Annotated in this window: 18 protein-coding genes, 3 tRNA genes and 1 pseudogene; 16 read left to right on the plus strand and 6 right to left on the minus strand. The window is 55.2% G+C overall.

Annotation, left to right across the window (positions count from 1 at the left end; all coding sequences use genetic code 11):
• From BP727_RS10840 to BP727_RS10855, 4 genes and pseudogenes are all read left to right on the plus strand, one after another.
• Positions 1 to 243 (plus strand): annotated as a pseudogene (locus tag BP727_RS10840) (NAD+ synthase); the annotation flags it as partial.
• A 25-nt stretch (positions 244 to 268) separates the two neighbouring features.
• The gene (locus BP727_RS10845; RefSeq protein ID WP_273278184.1) at positions 269 to 1,558 is read left to right on the plus strand and encodes a helix-turn-helix transcriptional regulator; all 1,290 of its coding nucleotides are present in this window, start codon (positions 269 to 271) and stop codon (positions 1,556 to 1,558) included.
• Between the two features lie 164 nt (positions 1,559 to 1,722).
• Positions 1,723 to 2,319 (plus strand): hypothetical protein, encoded by a 597-nt coding sequence (locus BP727_RS10850; RefSeq protein WP_273278185.1) that lies wholly within the window; start codon positions 1,723 to 1,725, stop codon positions 2,317 to 2,319.
• Between the two features lie 127 nt (positions 2,320 to 2,446).
• Complete coding sequence (locus tag BP727_RS10855) at positions 2,447 to 3,151, plus strand: hypothetical protein (protein ID WP_273278186.1); 705 nt, start codon at positions 2,447 to 2,449, stop codon at positions 3,149 to 3,151.
• Here BP727_RS10855 and BP727_RS10860 read toward each other — a convergent pair whose 3' ends face one another.
• Entirely contained in the window at positions 3,152 to 4,126 is a 975-nt protein-coding gene (locus tag BP727_RS10860; RefSeq protein ID WP_273466766.1) for a bifunctional N(6)-L-threonylcarbamoyladenine synthase/serine/threonine protein kinase, read from the minus strand.
• A gap of 24 nt (positions 4,127 to 4,150) precedes the next feature.
• Positions 4,151 to 5,569 (minus strand): phosphoribosylamine--glycine ligase, encoded by a 1,419-nt coding sequence (gene purD / locus BP727_RS10865; protein WP_286858794.1) that lies wholly within the window; start codon positions 5,567 to 5,569, stop codon positions 4,151 to 4,153.
• Between the two features lie 235 nt (positions 5,570 to 5,804).
• On the opposite strand from purD, the gene glnA reads away from it, so the two are divergent.
• The 5 genes from glnA to BP727_RS10890 all read left to right on the plus strand — a co-directional run bounded on the left by glnA (position 5,805) and on the right by BP727_RS10890 (position 9,010).
• Positions 5,805 to 7,130, plus strand: a complete 1,326-nt coding sequence (gene glnA / locus BP727_RS10870) for a type I glutamate--ammonia ligase (protein WP_013719503.1) — start codon at positions 5,805 to 5,807, stop codon at positions 7,128 to 7,130.
• A 175-nt stretch (positions 7,131 to 7,305) separates the two neighbouring features.
• A tRNA-Lys gene (locus BP727_RS10875) sits at positions 7,306 to 7,379 on the plus strand.
• 10 nt (positions 7,380 to 7,389) lie between these two features.
• Positions 7,390 to 7,592 (plus strand) — tRNA-Trp (locus BP727_RS10880).
• A gap of 67 nt (positions 7,593 to 7,659) precedes the next feature.
• Positions 7,660 to 7,968 carry a hypothetical protein gene (locus BP727_RS10885; RefSeq protein ID WP_013719504.1) on the plus strand — a complete coding sequence of 103 codons (309 nt, stop codon included), beginning with the start codon at positions 7,660 to 7,662 and terminating at the stop codon, positions 7,966 to 7,968.
• 187 nt (positions 7,969 to 8,155) lie between these two features.
• Positions 8,156 to 9,010 carry a deoxyribonuclease IV gene (locus BP727_RS10890; protein ID WP_286858797.1) on the plus strand — a complete coding sequence of 285 codons (855 nt, stop codon included), beginning with the start codon at positions 8,156 to 8,158 and terminating at the stop codon, positions 9,008 to 9,010.
• Here BP727_RS10890 and BP727_RS10895 read toward each other — a convergent pair.
• Together BP727_RS10895 and twy1 are read right to left on the minus strand one after the other, a co-directional pair.
• Positions 8,996 to 9,388, minus strand: a complete 393-nt coding sequence (locus BP727_RS10895; protein ID WP_286858799.1) for a response regulator — start codon at positions 9,386 to 9,388, stop codon at positions 8,996 to 8,998. The genes BP727_RS10890 and BP727_RS10895 overlap by 15 nt on opposite strands.
• A 193-nt stretch (positions 9,389 to 9,581) precedes the next feature.
• Positions 9,582 to 10,508 (minus strand): 4-demethylwyosine synthase TYW1, encoded by a 927-nt coding sequence (twy1, locus tag BP727_RS10900; RefSeq protein WP_286858801.1) that lies wholly within the window; start codon positions 10,506 to 10,508, stop codon positions 9,582 to 9,584.
• A 52-nt stretch (positions 10,509 to 10,560) separates the two neighbouring features.
• Between twy1 and BP727_RS10905 the strand changes: the two genes are divergently transcribed.
• Together BP727_RS10905 and BP727_RS10910 are read left to right on the plus strand one after the other, a co-directional pair.
• The gene (locus BP727_RS10905; RefSeq protein WP_286858803.1) at positions 10,561 to 12,033 is read left to right on the plus strand and encodes a pentapeptide repeat-containing protein; all 1,473 of its coding nucleotides are present in this window, start codon (positions 10,561 to 10,563) and stop codon (positions 12,031 to 12,033) included.
• Positions 12,034 to 12,116: 83 nt separating this feature from the next.
• Positions 12,117 to 12,191 (plus strand) — tRNA-Arg (locus BP727_RS10910).
• A gap of 26 nt (positions 12,192 to 12,217) precedes the next feature.
• Here BP727_RS10910 and hisG read toward each other — a convergent pair.
• The gene (gene hisG / locus BP727_RS10915) at positions 12,218 to 13,090 is read right to left on the minus strand and encodes an ATP phosphoribosyltransferase (RefSeq protein ID WP_276987688.1); all 873 of its coding nucleotides are present in this window, start codon (positions 13,088 to 13,090) and stop codon (positions 12,218 to 12,220) included.
• Positions 13,091 to 13,263: 173 nt separating this feature from the next.
• On the opposite strand from hisG, the gene BP727_RS10920 reads away from it, so the two are divergent.
• From BP727_RS10920 to BP727_RS10940, 5 genes are all read left to right on the plus strand, one after another.
• Positions 13,264 to 14,205: a metallophosphoesterase gene (locus BP727_RS10920; RefSeq protein ID WP_276837157.1), complete on the plus strand. Its 942-nt coding sequence runs from the start codon at positions 13,264 to 13,266 to the stop codon at positions 14,203 to 14,205.
• Positions 14,206 to 14,277: 72 nt separating this feature from the next.
• Positions 14,278 to 14,793: a nitroreductase family protein gene (locus BP727_RS10925; protein ID WP_276619732.1), complete on the plus strand. Its 516-nt coding sequence runs from the start codon at positions 14,278 to 14,280 to the stop codon at positions 14,791 to 14,793.
• The gene (locus BP727_RS10930; RefSeq protein ID WP_013719512.1) at positions 14,781 to 16,328 is read left to right on the plus strand and encodes a tRNA uridine(34) 5-carboxymethylaminomethyl modification radical SAM/GNAT enzyme Elp3; all 1,548 of its coding nucleotides are present in this window, start codon (positions 14,781 to 14,783) and stop codon (positions 16,326 to 16,328) included. The genes BP727_RS10925 and BP727_RS10930 overlap by 13 nt, the downstream gene beginning before the upstream one ends.
• 105 nt (positions 16,329 to 16,433) lie before the next feature.
• Positions 16,434 to 16,817, plus strand: coding sequence for a 30S ribosomal protein S8e (locus tag BP727_RS10935; protein ID WP_013719513.1), 384 nt, complete (start codon positions 16,434 to 16,436; stop codon positions 16,815 to 16,817).
• Positions 16,818 to 16,834: 17 nt separating this feature from the next.
• Complete coding sequence (locus tag BP727_RS10940; protein WP_048132172.1) at positions 16,835 to 17,044, plus strand: DUF1922 domain-containing protein; 210 nt, start codon at positions 16,835 to 16,837, stop codon at positions 17,042 to 17,044.
• Between the two features lie 8 nt (positions 17,045 to 17,052).
• Here the strand turns inward: BP727_RS10940 and BP727_RS10945 are convergent, their stop codons facing one another.
• On the minus strand, positions 17,053 to 17,481 hold the full coding sequence (locus tag BP727_RS10945) for a PaaI family thioesterase (RefSeq protein ID WP_286878303.1): 429 nt from the start codon (positions 17,479 to 17,481) through the stop codon (positions 17,053 to 17,055).
• Positions 17,482 to 17,833 lie beyond the last annotated feature (352 nt).

Below are 17,833 nucleotides of genomic sequence, written 5' to 3' on the forward strand. Positions count from 1 at the left end.
CCTTATCCCCTGCTGGATGAAATCCTCAAGCGTTATATCGATGAGCACCAATCCCGGGCGGATCTGCTTCGAGCCGGATTGAACGAAACGATGGTGGACAGGGTCATATCCCTGGTCAAGAACGCTGAATTCAAGAGGGTTCAGGCCGCTCTCGGACTTAAGGTGATCGATAAAAGCTTTGGAGAGGGCTGGAGGATGCCTGTAGCCTGCCGGATCGGCCAGGAAAAAAGTGATTTTAAATAGATCCAGGCTAAAGATGGTATACGCTATGATAAGTTGGATCGACAGGAGACGTACTCACCGCTGGCAATTCGCTGTCCTGGTCAGCATTTTCCTGCTCGGCATATCCACATTATTTCTTCTCCTCTCCCTCTCTCTTGGAATGGAGGAGGCATCCACCCAGGATAGCCTCATTCTCAATGTCTATCTGGACCCAGCGGGAAAGGCCCTGGTTACCGGCTATGCGGATAATATCTCCGGCCTGGATTTTCTCGCTACCTCGGAGTACCAGTATGAGAACGATACTCATCGGCTTTATGCCCTCACCGACGGCCTGACCGCAAAGACAAGCCAGGTCTGGACTCTAAACTTGGATGCAAAAGGATTATTTGAGGACTACAGGATCACCTTTTATCTGCCCGGTGATATGCGCCTGGGCCAGATCAATGCCTCTTTAGGCCTCCAGTATCATCTCTCCGCCTTCAATGATTCCCTTGTGGCGGATGTGCAGGGCTATGAGGTGCAGGATCCCTCGATATCCATTCAGTATCATCAAACCTTGGCTGCGGGATCAGCACCCTTCTCTCTTCCGGCCATCCCCCCAGGCCTTCCTCCCGGCTATCCCGGCTCTGGTATCAGTCTCATCTTGCTCCTGGCTGGGGCATTCATTCTGGCCATAGGATCCGTTCTGGGGGTGATCATCAGGAGGCGCAGGCTCCAATCGCCCCGTTACCCCTCCCCTCTGGGAAATGGCTCGCAGGCGAATGCAGACCCAACCATGTCCCCCGCTCTTTCTTCAACATATGCCGTGAGCGGGGACGAATGCTCAACCAGTCCAGGACAATCCGTTGATGAGAGCCCGCCTCCCATATCTGGCCCGTCCACCACTCTTTCCAGCGCCTTCGCGAATGGTAGCAGCACCATATCCAGTCCACCTTCTGGCGATGAGAGCGCTACCTATGAGCATGCTGCTGATATTGAGGAGTCTCGCCGGTCCGGCACGCAGCCTGATGTTGACCCAGACCAGCCCTCCGAAACGGCTGCGAATGAGCCGGGGGCAGGGTGGGAGGGCAAGCAGAGAATCCAGCTGAGCCGGGAGATGGAGGCGGTCATTCAGACCCTTACCCACAGAGAGCAGGCGGTCATATCAACCCTGGTCGAGCATGGGGGCAGAATGACTCAGGCTGAGATCAGATATGAGACAAAAACCCCCAAATCGTCTCTAACCGGCATTTTGATCTCTCTAGAGAGAAGGAAGCTGGTAACTAAGAAAGAATGGGGAAGAACAAACATAATAGAACTATCTGAGTGGTTTTTGTCCCAAAGGGAACGTTCCTAATTCTTTATCACTTCTCTCTAAGGTCCACAGGCATATTTTATCTCCTTTTCCGATGGTTCGTTCTGCTCTTATTTTTTCTATCGTTCAGCATGAGATGGTGTTTGACGGAAGGAGAAAATGACTCCCTTCCCAGTGTAATGAAAATTTAAGAGGTAGTGTAGTAGATGAAGTTGAACGAACTTAATTGGAGGATGGCTCTGATTGCCCTGGCGGCATCCTGTCTGCTCATATCTGGGGCATTGTCCATGCCCATGGATCGGGGAATGGGAATGCATGCACGTGGGATGATGATCTCCGCTCCACTCAATGTCACCTCAGAGGAGCTGGGAAACATGACCCTGGGGGAGATAAAGGAGCTGGAAAAGAGCGCTCTTAACAGCTCTTTAGAAGAGAAGATGCCCTTTTGCGGACGGATGAATGCCAGGGGCGGGGAGTGGATGGATTTCCGGGGTGCTTCGCCTGCCGGATCTTGCGGGTTTGGCGTCTTGGGATGCGGCTTTACCCCTATATCGCTCATGGATGACGTCACTAGTGAGGAGCTGGGAGAGATGAGTCTCAATCAGATCCTGGATCTATATGATCAGAAGACCAATGAGCTTGAGAACATGACCCTCAATGAGATCCGGGATCAGTGGAAGACGAAGGTGGAGGCCCAGAACAATATGACCATAAATGAGCTGGTAGATGAGGCCAAAGATATGCAGGCTAAAGAGGGAATCATCAACTGGGTCTCGATCCAGTACCGCCATCTTGTGGCCTGAGCGTACATAACATTCGCCCCGAAATGGTGCACGGCAGAGTTGCAGTCTGCCGTCCATCCCTTTTTCCTCCCTTTGGAGATGTTTTAAATTGATTGAGTTGCAGTAGGTATTTGGCAGGCGAATCTCGATGAATGAAGTTAGCAGAGGAATTCTCTATCCGGCTCTGGCGGTGCTGCTGGCAGGCCTGATATCTGTTGGCCTTGTGGATGCGGTTCAGGCCGATCAGATGGAAGGATTAGATGGCGGCAATGATCAGATGAGCCCGGAGAGAAGAGGGGGCGAGGAGCTCTATCGGAATCCAGATATCCCTATGGGTCTCCCGGTTGATCTGCTGTTTAGCGGCCACGGGTTTGCCATTAGAGGAAATGAGTCCCATCCAATCCGATTGAAGGTGGAGGTTCTGCTGCCCGTGCAGCCCGAGCAGATCCGCGAGCTAGTGGCCTCCAACAAGAGCCTGAAGGAGATCAGGGATGACATCCGGGAGAATGTGGGAGACGAGGTCCACCGGGGGAGCCTGATCTTCGACCGGAGACTTTATGCGGCCATCAATGTCAGTTCTCTTCCCGGCTCGAACAACTCCACCCTCCTTGAGGCCGACCTGGCTGACATGAACTCCCTCTCTGCAGGCAATGATTCCGCCATTCTGGGCAGGATCAATCTCACCATATCGTCCTGCATCGAGGGCACAACTGGCCGGGGTGATCTGGAGATCGACCGCCCTCCGCATGAGGGCAGATACTTCGTCCTGCTTGACATGGAGCCTCCAAAAGAAGAGAACTGGCGCTCAAGATCGCAGGCAGAGGGGCCGGAACCGGGGAAAGAGGACCGATGATCAGGCCCAGGAGACAAGAACCTCGTCCGTCCTGTACCCGGGCCGAACATGGGATTGGTCCAGAGGGGTAGAGATGCCGCTCTTGAGCATCAAGAGGCCGGTGTAGGCGATCATGCTGCCGTTATCCCCCATGAACGAGCGGGGCGGTAAGAAGAACTCCGCTCCCCTCTCGTGGCACATGATTCTCATCATCTCCCCCAGGCGGGCGTTCGCTCCCACTCCTCCCACCAGCATGGCCTCCCTCTTCTCGGCATGGGCCATGGCCCTCTCCGTCACCTCCACCAGCATGGCGAAGGCAGTCTCCTGCAGGCTATAGCAGACGTCTTCCAGATCATGCTTTCCTGCTGCCTCGGTTGCGGCGGTGGACAGGCCGGAGAAGGAGAGGTCCATGCCCTTCACAGTATAGGGGAGGGGAATGTATTTTTTGGCTTTCCGAGCCAGCTCCTCCACCTTCGGGCCGCCGGGATGGGCAAGGCCCACAGAGCGGGCGAACTTGTCGATGGCATTTCCCACGCTGATATCCAGGGTTTCGCCGAATATCCTGTATCTTCCCTGGCGCAGGGCCAGGACCTGGGAGTTGGCGCCGCTCACGTAGATCACCGCGGGATCGCGGGCACCCGACTGCCATTTGCCTACCTCGATATGGGCGACGCAGTGGTTAACCCCCACCAGAGGAATATCAAAACGCAATGAGAGGGCCCGGGCGGCAGTGGCTACTGTGCGCAGGCAAGGCCCCAGGCCCGGTCCCTGGGAGAAGGCCACCCCCTCCAGCTTCAGTCCTCTCTGCCGAGCCTGGGCGAGGACATCTCCCACCACTGCCCTCATGTGCTCGGCATGGTGCTGTGAGGCCTCCCTGGGATGGATTCCTCCTCTGGCCGGGGTGTAAGTAGCGCTCTTCTCATAAATCGCCCCCGACTCATCCACCAGTGCGGCGCTGAGGTTCCAGGCAGTTCCTTCCAGGCCAAATATGATCATTCTCGATCTTGCTCCTCGATCCATTCAGATATATCTCAGGCCGATATCCTTTCGGTAGCGCATTCCGTTGAACCGGACCCGTTTGATGTTCTCATATGCTTTTGCCCTGGCCTCGGCCAGGCTCTTTCCCCGGGCTACCAGGGTGAAGACCCGGCCGCCGGTGGTGTACAGCCTCCTGTTGCCCGCAGAGTCTGTTCCCCAGGCGGTGCCATTGTGATAGATTATGACCTCCGGGTCCACTCGATCCAGGCCGTTGATAGGCATATTGGTGTAGTGCTCGCCCGGATAACCGGGCCGCTCCGGACCGGTGGATGAGAGGGGCTTGATCGCCCGGCCGGATATGGCGCATATGCCCAGGCAGAAGTCGTCTGACCATTGCAAAGGAAGCTCATCCAGCCTTCCATCCACCACCGCCATGGAAAGCTGGTAGAAGTCCGTCTGGAGCCTGGGAAGTATCACCTCTGCCTCAGGGTCTCCCAGCCTCACATTAATCTCGAGGACTGCTGGCTCCCTGTCCTCAGAGATCATCAGGCCGAAGTAGATCACTCCCCTGTACTCCTGGCCGGAGCTCTCTTTGAAGCCGCGCACCGTGGGGAGAGCGATCTTTTTCATTATCCTCTCCGTCAGCTCCTCGTCCAGCCAGGGGTGAGGGGAGAATCCTCCCATGCCACCGGTGTTTGGGTTGTTGTCCTGGTTGGGATTACCTGCCAGCTTGTTGAAGAGGCGGATGGCCACACTCTCATCCGGAGAGAAGGCCTGCTTGTAGTCCAGTGCTGATTGCATCGCCTGGACGGTGTGGCCGTCGCTCAGGGCGAAGAACATCAGCTCTCTGCCCTCCAGCCGATCTTCGATCTCTATCCGATCTCCTGCCCCGCCAAAGAGCCTGGGGCTCACCATGATGCGCTCGATGGCGGAGGCGGCCTCCTCCGGGGTAGCGCAGACGATGGATCCCTTTCCTGCCGCCAGGCCGTCCGCCTTGACCACCAATCCTCTTCCCGGCTCCTCGGAGCAGCGCTGCTGAACGTACTCTTTTGCCTCCTGGGGATCGCTGAAGTTCTGGCAGGGTGGGACCGGAACACGGAGCTTTTTGAGGAGATCCTTGGTCTGGCATTTGCTGTTCTCGAGCACTGCTGCCTCTCTCTTCGGCCCCAGGATCCTCTGGCCGTCCTCCTGAAATATATCGACGATTCCCTCGGATAGATAGCCTTCTGGACCCACGAAGGTGAGATCGATTCTCTCTTTTTTCACAAAAGCGAGCAGCTCGCTGATGCTCCTGGGCACTTTACCCTCGATCGCCGCCAGGCGACACTTATCCATCATCTCGCTGCCCGCATTGCCTGGGGCCACATAGACCCTCTCCACCGACCCACTCCGGGCAAAGGCATGGGCTATGGCATTTCCTCTGCCTCCCGCATCCACTACCAGAACTCTATTGCCGGACATCAGATTCATTTTAGGATTTTAACCCTAAATAAGCATATTTGCCTCTGGGAATTATGGTGGCGGAGCGATGCTAAATGGCCTCGTTTCCCATCAGTTAGCTATTTAAAACACCAGGTTGAGGCAGAGGCAGTAGTCCTGTATCTTCATTGATGCCCAGGTACGGCTCTGGCCCCATCACCACAAGATTCTGCAGGTTGCAGGATGACTTGCGCCTCGCGCAGGAGATGATAACCGAATGTATTCCCAAGAGCAGATGCTTAAGATCATTCAGGAGAAGAACGTTGAGTTCCTCCGGTTGCAGTTCACAGACATATCGGGAATAGTGAAGAATGTCGCCATTCCCGCCACCCAGATGGGAAAGGCTTTGAAGAGCGGCATCTCCTTTGATGGGTCATCCATCGAGGGCTTCGCCAGAATTCAGGAGTCGGATATGGTTCTCCGGCCCGATCTCTCCACGTTCAGCCTCTTGCCCTGGAGCACCAAGGACGATGTCAATGAGGCTCGATTGATCTGCGATGTCCATCTTCCCAATGGACTGCCTTTCGAGGGTGCTCCTCGCCGGGTGCTGTACCGTCAGCTGGAGCGGGCGAAGGAGATGGGATTCAAGATGAACGTCGGCCCGGAGCTGGAGTTTTTCCTATTTGAAAAGGGAAATGGCGGCTCTGCTACCACTCCACACGACTTTGGGGGCTACTTCGACCTCGGCCCGGTGGACCTGGCAGAGGATGTGCGCCGGGAGATAACCAGGGCTCTGATCAAGATGGGCTTCACCATCGAGGCCTCTCATCACGAGGTTGCCCGGGGCCAGCATGAGATAGACTTCGTCTATGACGATGCGATCAAGAATGCCGATAAGGTGGTCACATTCAAGTACGTCACCAAGACCATTGCCATGCGCCAGGGCTTGAGGGCGACATTCATGCCCAAGCCGGTTTACGGCGCAGCAGGCAGCGGAATGCATGTCAACATCTCCCTATTCCGGGGCCTGGAGAATGCTTTTTATGATCCCGAGACTCCATTGAACATCAGCGATCTGGCCAGGTTCTTCGTGGGCGGCCTGATAGAGCATGCCAGCGCTATTACCGCCATCGCCAATCCCCTGATCAACTCCTATAAGCGGCTGGTATCCGGGTTCGAGGCTCCCGTCTATATAACCTGGTCCGGGCCGAACCGCTCCTCGCTTATTCGCATCCCCTCAGGCCGGGGCCTATCCACCCGCCTGGAGTTCCGATCCCCTGATACCAGCTGCAATCCCTATCTGACATTCGCCGTCATCCTGGCAGCAGGCCTTGACGGAATAAAAAGAGGCATTGATCCCGGCGATCCCGTGGATTTGAATGTGTACCATCTCACAGCAGCAGAACGAAAATCCCTGGGAATCCAGACACTGCCCTCCAACCTGAAGGAGGCTCTTGACCACCTGGAGGGGGATAAAGTGATACGCGAGGCCCTGGGCGAGCATGTCTATGAGAACGTCATGCGATTGGGCATGCTGGAATGGGAGGAGTATAATAAATTCGTCCATCCCTGGGAGATCGACAGATACATCAATACCTATTGAGTGAATTTTGGGCATTGATTTTTTGCCCGCTCATTTTTCTGGCGTTTTATATGGCCCTGCCAGAAGCTTTTAGCAGATTTTTCTTGAAAAAAGCATTATGCAGATCTGGCACAGAGCCCCTCATGTCGCTGCTTCATCCGAAACGTATATATCTAGCATCATCATTATGGGGTCCGGGCCGGTAGCTTAGTCAGGCAGAGCGAAAGGCTCTTAACCTTTAGGTCGGGGGTTCAAATCCCTCTCGGCCCGCTTTAAAACCGGGGCTGTGGCCTAGCCAGGTAGGGCGATGGGCTCCAGCGGTATATTTGATGATGAGCAACGGGTCTGCTGAGATCTCTCGACGGGGAGGTCGTTGATGATCCGTTGGAGCACTGAAATGGGTTGTTACGGCGGTGAAATCGCTGTAAGAACTTCAGTATCGGAGATACCCGTCGATCGTGAGTTCGAATCTCACCAGCCCCACATTTTTCCCTGATCCTTTCCACAGCGTTTAAATATCTATGATATGAACTGACTGGGAGGTGCCGAGATGTACAGTGATATTCTCACCATTTGCTGGTCCATAAAAGAGGTCAATAGAAACCTCAGCGACAGGCAAGCCACATCGGATTACTCCATAAGGTATCTTAAAAAAGGATGCTCTGACCTGGCACTCATGATGCGAGAGTTGGGACGGGCCCTCCCGGATGATAAGATCGAGGTGATCGACAGGAACGGCCAGAAGAAGTCATTCTCCATCAACGAAGTGTCGGATATGCTTTATGATACGAAGAAGATCCTGGAGTTCAACCTTATTGACAACATCAGCCGCTGGGCCGAGGCGCGCAAGCTCGCATGAACTGGATCTCGGAAGCTTGAGTTCCTCGATCAGATAATCGCACGCCTCAGGACTCATAGGGCTCATCACCACTCAGAACAGCTCGATCATCATCGGCGTTGCGTTCCAATTTTTATCTTTTACACATTTCTATAATCAATTTTTCCCTTGGGCAAGGTTGATCAGTTGCTCTATCCCTGCTAGGTTTATGCTTCGACTGGGTATGCATGTCTCCATTGCCGGCGGCCTGGAAAAGGCGTCGGACAGAGCGCGGGAGAAGGGCTGCGATGCCTTTCAGATCTTCACCACCAATCCTCGTAGCTGGAGGTCCAAGCCCATTGCTCAACAATCCATAGATCTCTTCTCCTCCCGGCTCAAAGAGTATGATCTGCATCCAGTCGTATCTCATATGCCCTACCTTCCTAACCTCGCCTCCCCTCGAGATGAGGTCTACTCGAGGTCGGTGCAGGCTCTGACCGATGAGCTGGTGCGCTGCCGACTTCTGGGCATACCATATCTGGTGACCCACCTGGGAAGCAATCTGGGCGCAGAAAAGAAAGATGGCAGGGAGAGGATAGCTGAGGCCTTGAAGAAGGCCATCGCTGATTCCGGGGGCGATGTGATGGTGCTCCTGGAGAACGGCGCCGGGACAAAAAATAGCATGGGAAGCACCTTTAAGGATATTGCCTCCATCATCGAGTCCCTTCCCGGCCAGTCCCGCAGCCTTGGGGTGTGCCTGGACACTTGCCACCTTTTTGCTGCTGGATACGATCTTCGCACCCCCCGCGCCCTGGAGAGGACTTTGGAGGAGTTCGATTGCTGCATAGGCTCAAATCGGCTCAAGCTGGTACATCTGAACGACTGCCAGGGCACCCTTGGTTCGCACCTGGACCGACATGAGCACATAGGCCTGGGACAGATCGGCCTGGAAGGCTTCCGGTCAATCGTCTGCCACCCCTCTCTGCGAGAGCTGCCGATGATAATGGAAACGCCGGTGGACTCGCGACGGGATGATAAAGCAAACCTTCTAGTGGTCAGAGCTCTTGCGTCACAGATCGAATAGCTTCTCTATGACGAGCATCAGGGCACCATTGGATATGGGCTTGACCAGATAGCTGCTCGCCCCCAGGTCATAGCATTTCTGTATATCCTGATCCTCGTTCGAGCCGGTGAGAATGACTACAGGTATATCTTTGAGCCTCTGCTCCTTCTTGATAAGGGTGAGAAGGTCGATGCCGCTGATGTCGGGCAGGTTTATGTCCAGCAGGATGAGCTCGGGCAGATCGCTTCCGTTCATGCTCTGCAGGGCTTCTAGTGCCTCCTTGCCATTGGTGGCGACGATAAGGTTTCCATTTAGCTCATTGTGCTTCAAGACCCGCCTGGTAAATGCGATGTCCTCGGCATTATCCTCTACCAGTATGATCTTAATTTCGCGATCCATTAACTCACCCATGCCGACCCATGATCATGCACCCTATATTCGATTTAAACCTCGGGTCCATAATTGAAACTACTTGCAAAAATAGTTATCCCACTGAAGGGAAGAGCCAGAGCTGCCAGGCAGGTTATTGGCAAGTCCACAGTGAAAAATCTGACGAACCACTATCGATCACCAGCGCGGGAAAATCACCTGCCTACTTATGGTCCCTCATCTCTATGAACCTGGAGATCCTTCCGCGGGAGAGAAGAGCCACTCTGCTCAGGGGCACATCCGCCTCGGGATGGTAGCCCAAGAGCCCGGCCAAGGAATCCGCCAGGGCCAGGATCTCTGAGTGCTGGGGCATGGCCGTCCTCTCCAGCCGGGTGCGGGAGCGGCCAAGGTGCATATAGGCCTTCAGCTCGACGAAATCCGGCTCAGCATCTCCGATCAGCCGGGCATAATCATCGAGCCCTTCCATGTTTTGGCCTCGAACCAGGGTCATGCGGATAACGCTGCGGCATCGGTGCTCCTTCAAGAGCTCGAGGGACTCCAGGATCCTCGGCCAGAGGTCCTTTGAGGGATTGCATATCCGGCGATACCTCTCTTCATCTGGGGCATTGAGGCTGAGGTAGAGCTGGGTTGGTCTTAGCTCCGCCAAAACCTCGGGATGGGTGGCATTGCTGACCAGAAATGATGTCATGCCCCGCCTTGAGACCAGATCGATGAACTCTTTCAGGTAGGGGTAGAGGGTGGGCTCTCCCATCAGGGATATGGCCATATGCTTGGGCTCGCGAGCCTCCTCCAGGCGCACTGGATCGGTGGTTGAAGATCCCCCGTAGCCGGATATAAACCTCTGCTGGCCCCGCAGTATCCCTTCCAGAAGCTCAGCCGGCTCCATGGGTTCCTTTCCCGGTATTGGATCATCTATCGGCCTCCAGCAGTGCAGGCAGAGGTGATTGCACTCAAGCGTTGGCGTCATCTGCACACAGCGGTGACTGGCTATGCCGTAAAAGTGGTTTTTATAGCACTGATCGCCACCCCGCATGGAGCGATTCAACCAGAGGCAGGGCTTGACCGCGCCAGAACCCACAAGGTGATAGCCCTGGCGGGCAAGGGCCTTCTCTGCCATTGTGTCTTGCATGATATTCCTCCAATACAAAGTCATAAATCCCTGACGGCTCAACTATTGCGCAGTGGTCGAAATATCCCGATGGGCTTTGGTCCTTTTGATGCTGTTCATTTGCTCTGCAACCGCCGCAGAGCCAGATGAAGATCACCATATAAAGCTAACAAAGGAGGTCGTAGCATCAGGGGATATCATCTCTCAATTGATATCTGGAGAGCCTGTGAGGTATGATAATGTCACTATATCCGGCTCACTAGAGCTGGCAGAGCTGCAGGGATCATTGTCGCAGCCCGTGAGGATTACCAACAGCATCTTCTTGGGGCCGGTAAGGTTTGCTGCGGCGAGCTTTGATGAGCCAATTGACCTGCAGGGGTGCATCTTTCGGGATAACGTGGACTTCTTTGGTTGCCGATTTGCAGGGGGGGCCGGATTTGCAGGGGTCACCTTCGAGGGTCAGGCAGATCTTCGCAACACCTATTTCGGCGGGCAGGCCTCATTTCTGAGCGCTCAATTCTCTGAAGACGCCAGCTTTAGGAACAGCCAGTTTGCTGGAGATGGCATCTTCCTCAACAGCAGCTTTGCCCGGGATGTGGACTTCGATTTCGCTCAGTTCCAGCGGCTGGCCTCTTTTGCAGATGCCAGGTTTGTCAATGTGAGCTTTCTGGAGACCCAATTCGGCGGCCACACATCATTTCTGAATGCCAAGTTTCATGGCAATGCGGCCTTTGCCGCCACCAGATTTGCAGGCAGTGTGGTCTTCCGCGAGGCCGGATTCCTCTTGGGGAGCACCTTTGGCCTCTCCAGCTTCGGGGGGCTGGCAGATTTCACCAATGTCTATTTCAACAAAACAGCCTACTTCGGGGGGGGCAAGTTCACCGACCTGGCTTATTTCGTCAATGCCCGGTTTGATGGTGACCTGAATATGGAGGATTCCAGGCTCTATAATATGCGTCTGGACAACGTGAGCCTTCAGGAAGACTCAAAGATCAACCTCAACAACGCCGATTTCACCAAGCTGGAGGTTCGCTGGGCGGTGATAAAGGATCGGCTGGTTTACAATGGTGCCGCTTATCTGGCCCTGGTCAAGAACTACAAGAGCCTGGAGTGGTTTGACGATGCCGACGACTGCTACTATCAGTACCGCAGAATCGGGCAGGACCAGGCACCCTGGGGCTGGGGAAAGATCTCTGATCTGATATCCTGGCTCTCCTGCGGCTATGGTGTTCGGGTGAGCTATACCGCCTTTTGGTGCCTCTTTACCATTCTGTTCTTCGGGGTGATCTTCTGGGCGGGAAAGGGGATGAACAAGTTCGAGATCGTTGGGATGGAGCTTCCTGGAGACCACCGCCTGAGACCCACAGCAAGGGTATCTTTCACCGATGCCCTTTACTTTTCCATCGCCATGTTCACCACCTCCCAGGCGCCGGTCAACACATATCCTGTGGGCTTCTACCGCCACCTGGCCATGGCAGAGGGAATCCTTGGATGGTTCTTCCTCGGTCTGTTCGTAGTAGTATTGAGCGGCGTTCTCATCCGCTAAAATGGAATTGTTGAGCGAAATCCGAGCCGCCGATCCGGAAAGGTTGATATATCTGTTGGTTAAACCAGGAGAGTCCAAAAGAAGGGCGCGTGGCCTAGTCAGGATAAGGCGGCAGCCTCCTAAGCTGTAGATCGGGGGTTCGAATCCCTCTGCGCCCGCTTGCTTTTTATTTATCTGGTTGGACTCAGGGAACGATCTTGGATATGGCCAGCTCCAGAATATCCTCCGCACCCGACTTTTTCAGCAGGGGAATGAGCAGGTTGACCTGGGATCGGTCCACCACCGTCTCTATGGCATAGTAATCGGTGCTGTAAAGCTTGGAGAGGGTGGGCCTTTTCATGCTGGGAAGCATGGAGATGACGGCATCCAAGGCGGCTTCTGGCACATTCATCTTCAAGAGGGTCTTTCCTCGCGCCCTCATAACTGCCAGGAGGAGCGTCTGGACTGCGGAGATGTCATCGTGTTTCTCCTTATCGGCAAAGCTCTTCTTATTTGCTAGCAGCTCTGAAGTCGACTCCAGCATGACATCGATGATCTTCAGGCCGTTCTTCTTAAGGGTAGAGCCGGTCTCGGTGAGGTCCACCACAACGTCGGTCAGCTCGGGAACCTTGGCCTCGGTGGCGCCAAAGGAGAACTGGATATCCACTGGAATTCCGAGGTTTGAGAAGTAGGCCCTGGTCAGATTGGGATATTCTGTGGCCACCCTGCTGCCCGGCTTTATCATTCGGGCTGAGCTTATCTGTAGGCTCTCCGGCACGGCCACCACCAGCTTCACCGCTCCTGGCCCCTGCTTGCCATAGTTCAGATCGGCTACCCTGGTCACAATGGCTCCGGACTCCATGATCCAATCTGTGCCCGAGATCCCCAGGTCGAAGTAGCCCTTGGCCACATATCCTGGTATCTCCTGCGGGCGGAGGATCTTCACCTTGCCTATGCGCGGATCATCTACGCGGGCGTTGTACTCCCGCTCAGTTCTCTTAACCTCCAGCCCCGCCTGCTCGAAGAGCTGCAGGGTCTGGTTTTGCAGGCTGCCCTTGGGAATAGCGATGTCAATCATTTCTTGGTCTCCTCTCCAGCAACATATTTCATCTTTCGCCCGATCTGATAGCCCCTTTCAATTTATAACCAATTCCATTGGCTTGTCAATTGTTAAAAACAGTCCCTCCCGGCTCACAATATTTATAAATAACTACTGTGATACCATTTTTGTGAATGGGGGAAGGGGAGATTATGTCAGCAGTGATCATCTCGGATACGCACTTTGGCCTTGATTCATCCACACTCAGCGATCCTTCTAAGGTCGATCGGTTGATGAAGGAGATATCGGTTTATGGGGGAGGATGCGACCAGGTCATCTTATTGGGAGATATATTCGATTTCTGGAGGGTGCGGCCTGAGAATGCCCTGCGAGAGTCGGTTCCCCTTTTAAAGAGGTTGGGCGAGGAGGATCTTAAGATCCACTATGTGGTGGGAAATCACGATCATCATTTGGTGGTGCAAAAGCAGGAATCGGACTTCATGGAGAGGACTGCGCGTGGCGACCTTTTTCCCGTATACTCGCCCTCTTTGCGCTGGCGCCAGACCATAAACGGCCTGAACATCGATATGCTCTACCCCACCTACCGCATCCGCTGCTGCCACCGGACGGTGCTTTTCACTCACGGCCACCACCTTGCCGGCATTCATATCTTCACCATGCAGATGGTGGAGAGGATTCGCCGGCTTTACGGAGAGGAGCTCCTCCCCGCGGACCTGGAGATGATGATGGCCTATGCTTATGAGAGCATCTACCGCTCCTCATACATCGGCGAGATGGTCTCCTTTGAGGAGAGGGTCTGGAAGGCATCCAGCCTTTTGCAGAGGATCACCACCGGGGTCTTTCATGATCGCCATATCGCCTCGGTGGAGGCGCAGTATGAGGCCATAGAGAGATTTATTCGCGACAGGAATCTGGGTGAGATCGACTGCTTCATCTATGGGGATACCCACCGGGCAGGGATCTTCCAGAGGATGGGGGGTCCATTGGCGGTGAATGCGGGAAGCTTCACCCGGGTTCCAGGAAAAGGCTCTCGCATCAAGACTCCAGACACTTACATCATTCTCGATGAAGATGGCCTGGCTTTAAGGCAGCTGGGAAAGGCCGAGCCCCTATTTCTATGCGAGCTTTTATGAATTTCTGGATCATATCCACTCATATCGTGATTGGAGAAGATTATTATAATCGTGGTCTGCCTTTCATAATCGATGAATCTCATGGATGCCCTGAAAAGCAGAAGGTCGATCCGAAGGTATCAGTCCCGTCCCATCCCCAAAGATCTGGCCAAATCCCTGATCGATGCCGCCCAGACTGCACCTTCTGCGGGTAACCTCTCCGCCAGAAGATATGTCCTGGTGAGCAATGAGGATATGAGGCGGCTTCTGGCCGCTGCCGCCTACGGCCAGGAGCATATCGAAGAGGCTCCTCTTCTCATCGCGGTCTGCGCTGATGTGAAGGCATCCAGCGTTCGCTATGGCAGCCGGGGCGGCCTATATGCCATCCAGGATGCAGATGCAGCAACGATGTGCCTTCTCCTGGCCGCTCATGATGCCGGCCTGGGGGCCTGCTGGAATGGGGCATTTGACGACGACATGGTCCGCGAAGCCCTCCATCTGGAGGATGATGTCCTGCCTGTGGCCATAGTCTCCCTGGGCTGGCCCGAGGAGAGCCCGGCCCGGCCGGAGCGCACGAGGCGTGTTGGGGAGGTCAGTTGGATAGACTAGCTGCCGGGCTGCGCAGCATTGCAGAGGCGATCCTCATGGGAGAGATAGGGGATGAGGCAGCTCTTGAAGCGGCCAAGAAGAGGCTCTCAGCTCAACTGGGCCTGGCCTCCTTGCCCAGCAATGCCGATATCCTGGGCCAGGCAAGGGCTGGGGAACGAGAGGCTTTGAAGATGCTAATCAGAAAGCCGACTCGAACCCTCTCTGGGGTGGCGGTCATCGCTGCCATGACCTCTCCTGCTCGCTGCCCTCATGGGACCTGCGTCCCCTGCCCGGGGGGAATCTTAAACCTCTCGCCCCAAAGCTACACCGGTAAGGAGCCGGCGGCACTTCGAGCCGAGCAGCACGGTTTTGATCCTTATGACCAGGTAACGGCAAGGCTAGCCCAGCTGGATGAGATCGGCCACCCTCTGGACAAGTCGGAGCTGATCATCATGGGGGGGACGATCACCTCCCGTCCCCTGGGATATCAGAACTGGTTTGTCAAGCGCTGTCTTCAGGCCATGAACGACTTTCCCGACGGACGGGAGAGCTCTGGCTGGCAGCCCTTCGAGTCGGTGGCCAGGGCGAATGAGTCCGCTCTGGTCAGAAACATCGGTACCACCTTTGAGACCAGGCCGGACTGGTGCCGCCCCCGGGATATAGAAGAGATGCTGCGGCTGGGGGCGACCAAGGTGGAGCTGGGGGTGCAGAGCCTGGATGAGGACCTGCTGGTGAGGATGAAACGGGGGCATAAGGTCGAGGATGCTGCCCAGGCCAGCGCCAACCTGCGAGAGGCAGGGCTGAAGGTGGGATTCCACATGATGCCCGGCCTTCCCGGCTCCAGCCCGGATCTGGATTTAGCGGTATTCAGGGAGCTCTTCTCCGATAGCCGCTTTCGTCCTGACTACCTGAAGATCTATCCCACGCTGGTCATCGAGGGTACGGAGCTATACCGTCAGTACCTGCGGGGTGAGTATACTCCCCTGGGGGATGATGATGCGGCAGAGCTAGTCTCACGAATCAAGGAGACCCTACCCCGATATGTTCGCCTGCAGCGGGTGCAGAGGGATATACCATCCCCTCTGATCGTGGCTGGGGTGAAGAAGTCCAATCTTCGTCAGCTGGCCAAAAAGAGGCTGGAGGATCGGGGCAGCAGCTGCCGCTGCATCCGCTGTCGGGAGGCGGGATTGAGACGGGTGGTCCAGGCCGAACCCAGGCTGGTGCACGAATCCTATATCGCCTCCGGAGCGAGAGAGCACTTCCTCTCCTTTGAGAGCGAGGATGATGTCCTGGTGGGATTTTTGCGCCTGCGCCTGAGCACCTCCGCCCGGGTGCGAGAGCTGCATGTCTACGGCCCCATGGTTCCCATCGGCAAGAGGAAGGACGGATGGCAGCATCGGGGCTATGGAGCCCGGCTGATGGAGGCGGCGGAGAGGCTGGCCCAGGAGGCGGGGTATCCCCTGATAGAGGTCACCAGCGGCATAGGGGCGAGGGGCTACTATCGCCGGCGGGGGTACGATCTATGCCCGCCTTATATGGTAAAGAGGCTCAGATAGAATGCAGCAGAGGCTGGATTGCCCCTCATGCACTGCCGAGCCGGATTCACCACAACCTTTAAATTCAGTGCCCTGAAGATCATTTGCGATCTGAGGAATTAAATTATGCGTTGGCAAGGCAAGATAGGAAGGAAGCTCACGGGCGGAAAGTTGATTTTGGCCCGGGGCAAGAGGAAGTTCGAGATTGGAAGAGAGCAGAGCGATACCACTATCGGCGAGGTGAGGATCAAGAAGGTCCAGGTCCGGGGCGGAAGGGAGAAGGTTAGGATGCTGCGGGGCAATATGGTTGCAGTCGCCGATCCCGTAACCGGTATGAGCAAGATGGTCAAGATCGAGACGGCAAAAGAGAATCGGGCAAATCTGCACTACATGAGAAGGAACATTCTCACCAAAGGCGCTGTCATCAAGACGGAGATCGGGGATGCCAGGATAACCAACCGGCCCGGCCAGGATGGCATCATCAATGCCGTACTGCTCCCATCTGAGTAGAATTCATTTTTGTTTTGATGTTCATTGTGTTTCGCTGCAGCTGTGGACGGCATCTGTACTCTCCGGATGATGCCAAGACCAGAACCTGCCCCTGCGGAAAGAGGACGGCCTTGAGCAGGGTGAGGATTCTGGCCACAGCCCCCGATGCCCGCGCTGCGGGCGAGATTGTGAGAAGGCTGCAGCTGGGCGATTCCGGCCTGACCGGTTTCAGTCAGGCAAAGCTTTAGAATTTCATTTATCGCCCTCTTGAACTTCTCCGGGGGATGATGGCAAATGAGGCCTGGGTTAAAGAGAGCGGTGTGCCGTCATCTCTGCTCGTCACCCTGCCCTCAACGAAGGCCACCCTTCTTCCCTTCTTAACCACCTTCGCCTGGGCGGAGATGCAGCCTTTTTTAATCCCCTGCAGGAAGCTGGTGCTCTCGGATATGGTGGCTATATCCTCCTCCTCTTCCAAGACTGTGAAGAGGGCCAGGGCCATGGCCTCATCGCATAAGGCAGAGTAAAGGCCTCCCTGTAGCCATCCCACTCCATTCAGCATATCCGGCCGGACGGGCATGAACAGCACTGCCTCTCCCTCTCCATAAGAGCCCAGCTCTATTCCCATCAACCGGAAGAATGGATTGGCATCCCTGCCCAAAGCCTGGATATTTGCTAGATACCTCATCTTCATCGACCATGCAAATCCTGGAAAACTGCACTTAAATAGCTGGTGGAAAGATAAGTTATGGTTTATGACCATTCTCATCGGCTGCAGCGGTTGGTCTTATGAAGATTGGGTGAGAGGGAGAAAAGGGAGGATGACTTCCGCCTGAACCGCTATGACTATCTTTATCCCATCGAGCAGCTCGAATCCTGGATTCCAAGGAGTGAACTACCGCGTCCTGAAGGGCGCGGCTTCCCACGTCATCGCCAAAACTTGCATCACGGATATGTGATGTAGCGGTTTTGGTTCTATGGGCGCTACGGGCTGCTCCATCCCTGCGATTAGTATGTTCCTGGAAGCATTGTAGTCTCGA

This window comes from Methanosaeta sp. UBA356 (assembly GCF_002496465.1).
GTDB classification, from domain to species: domain Archaea; phylum Halobacteriota; class Methanosarcinia; order Methanotrichales; family Methanotrichaceae; genus Methanothrix; species Methanothrix soehngenii.

Excerpts from the sequence above, each read along its gene's own strand:
- BP727_RS10845 (WP_273278184.1), top strand. The coding sequence starts at position 269 with ATGATAAGTTGGATCGACAGGAGACGTACTCACCGCTGGCAATTCGCT.
- BP727_RS10850 (WP_273278185.1), top strand. The coding sequence starts at position 1,723 with ATGAAGTTGAACGAACTTAATTGGAGGATGGCTCTGATTGCCCTGGCG.
- BP727_RS10855 (WP_273278186.1), top strand. The coding sequence starts at position 2,447 with ATGAATGAAGTTAGCAGAGGAATTCTCTATCCGGCTCTGGCGGTGCTG.
- BP727_RS10860 (WP_273466766.1), bottom strand. The coding sequence starts at position 4,126 with ATGATCATATTTGGCCTGGAAGGAACTGCCTGGAACCTCAGCGCCGCA.
- purD (WP_286858794.1), bottom strand. The coding sequence starts at position 5,569 with ATGTCCGGCAATAGAGTTCTGGTAGTGGATGCGGGAGGCAGAGGAAAT.
- glnA (WP_013719503.1), top strand. The coding sequence starts at position 5,805 with ATGTATTCCCAAGAGCAGATGCTTAAGATCATTCAGGAGAAGAACGTT.
- BP727_RS10885 (WP_013719504.1), top strand. The coding sequence starts at position 7,660 with ATGTACAGTGATATTCTCACCATTTGCTGGTCCATAAAAGAGGTCAAT.
- BP727_RS10890 (WP_286858797.1), top strand. The coding sequence starts at position 8,156 with ATGCTTCGACTGGGTATGCATGTCTCCATTGCCGGCGGCCTGGAAAAG.
- BP727_RS10895 (WP_286858799.1), bottom strand. The coding sequence starts at position 9,388 with ATGGATCGCGAAATTAAGATCATACTGGTAGAGGATAATGCCGAGGAC.
- twy1 (WP_286858801.1), bottom strand. The coding sequence starts at position 10,508 with ATGCAAGACACAATGGCAGAGAAGGCCCTTGCCCGCCAGGGCTATCAC.
- hisG (WP_276987688.1), bottom strand. The coding sequence starts at position 13,090 with ATGATTGACATCGCTATTCCCAAGGGCAGCCTGCAAAACCAGACCCTG.
- BP727_RS10920 (WP_276837157.1), top strand. The coding sequence starts at position 13,264 with ATGTCAGCAGTGATCATCTCGGATACGCACTTTGGCCTTGATTCATCC.
- BP727_RS10925 (WP_276619732.1), top strand. The coding sequence starts at position 14,278 with ATGAATCTCATGGATGCCCTGAAAAGCAGAAGGTCGATCCGAAGGTAT.
- BP727_RS10935 (WP_013719513.1), top strand. The coding sequence starts at position 16,434 with ATGCGTTGGCAAGGCAAGATAGGAAGGAAGCTCACGGGCGGAAAGTTG.
- BP727_RS10940 (WP_048132172.1), top strand. The coding sequence starts at position 16,835 with ATGTTCATTGTGTTTCGCTGCAGCTGTGGACGGCATCTGTACTCTCCG.
- BP727_RS10945 (WP_286878303.1), bottom strand. The coding sequence starts at position 17,481 with ATGAGGTATCTAGCAAATATCCAGGCTTTGGGCAGGGATGCCAATCCA.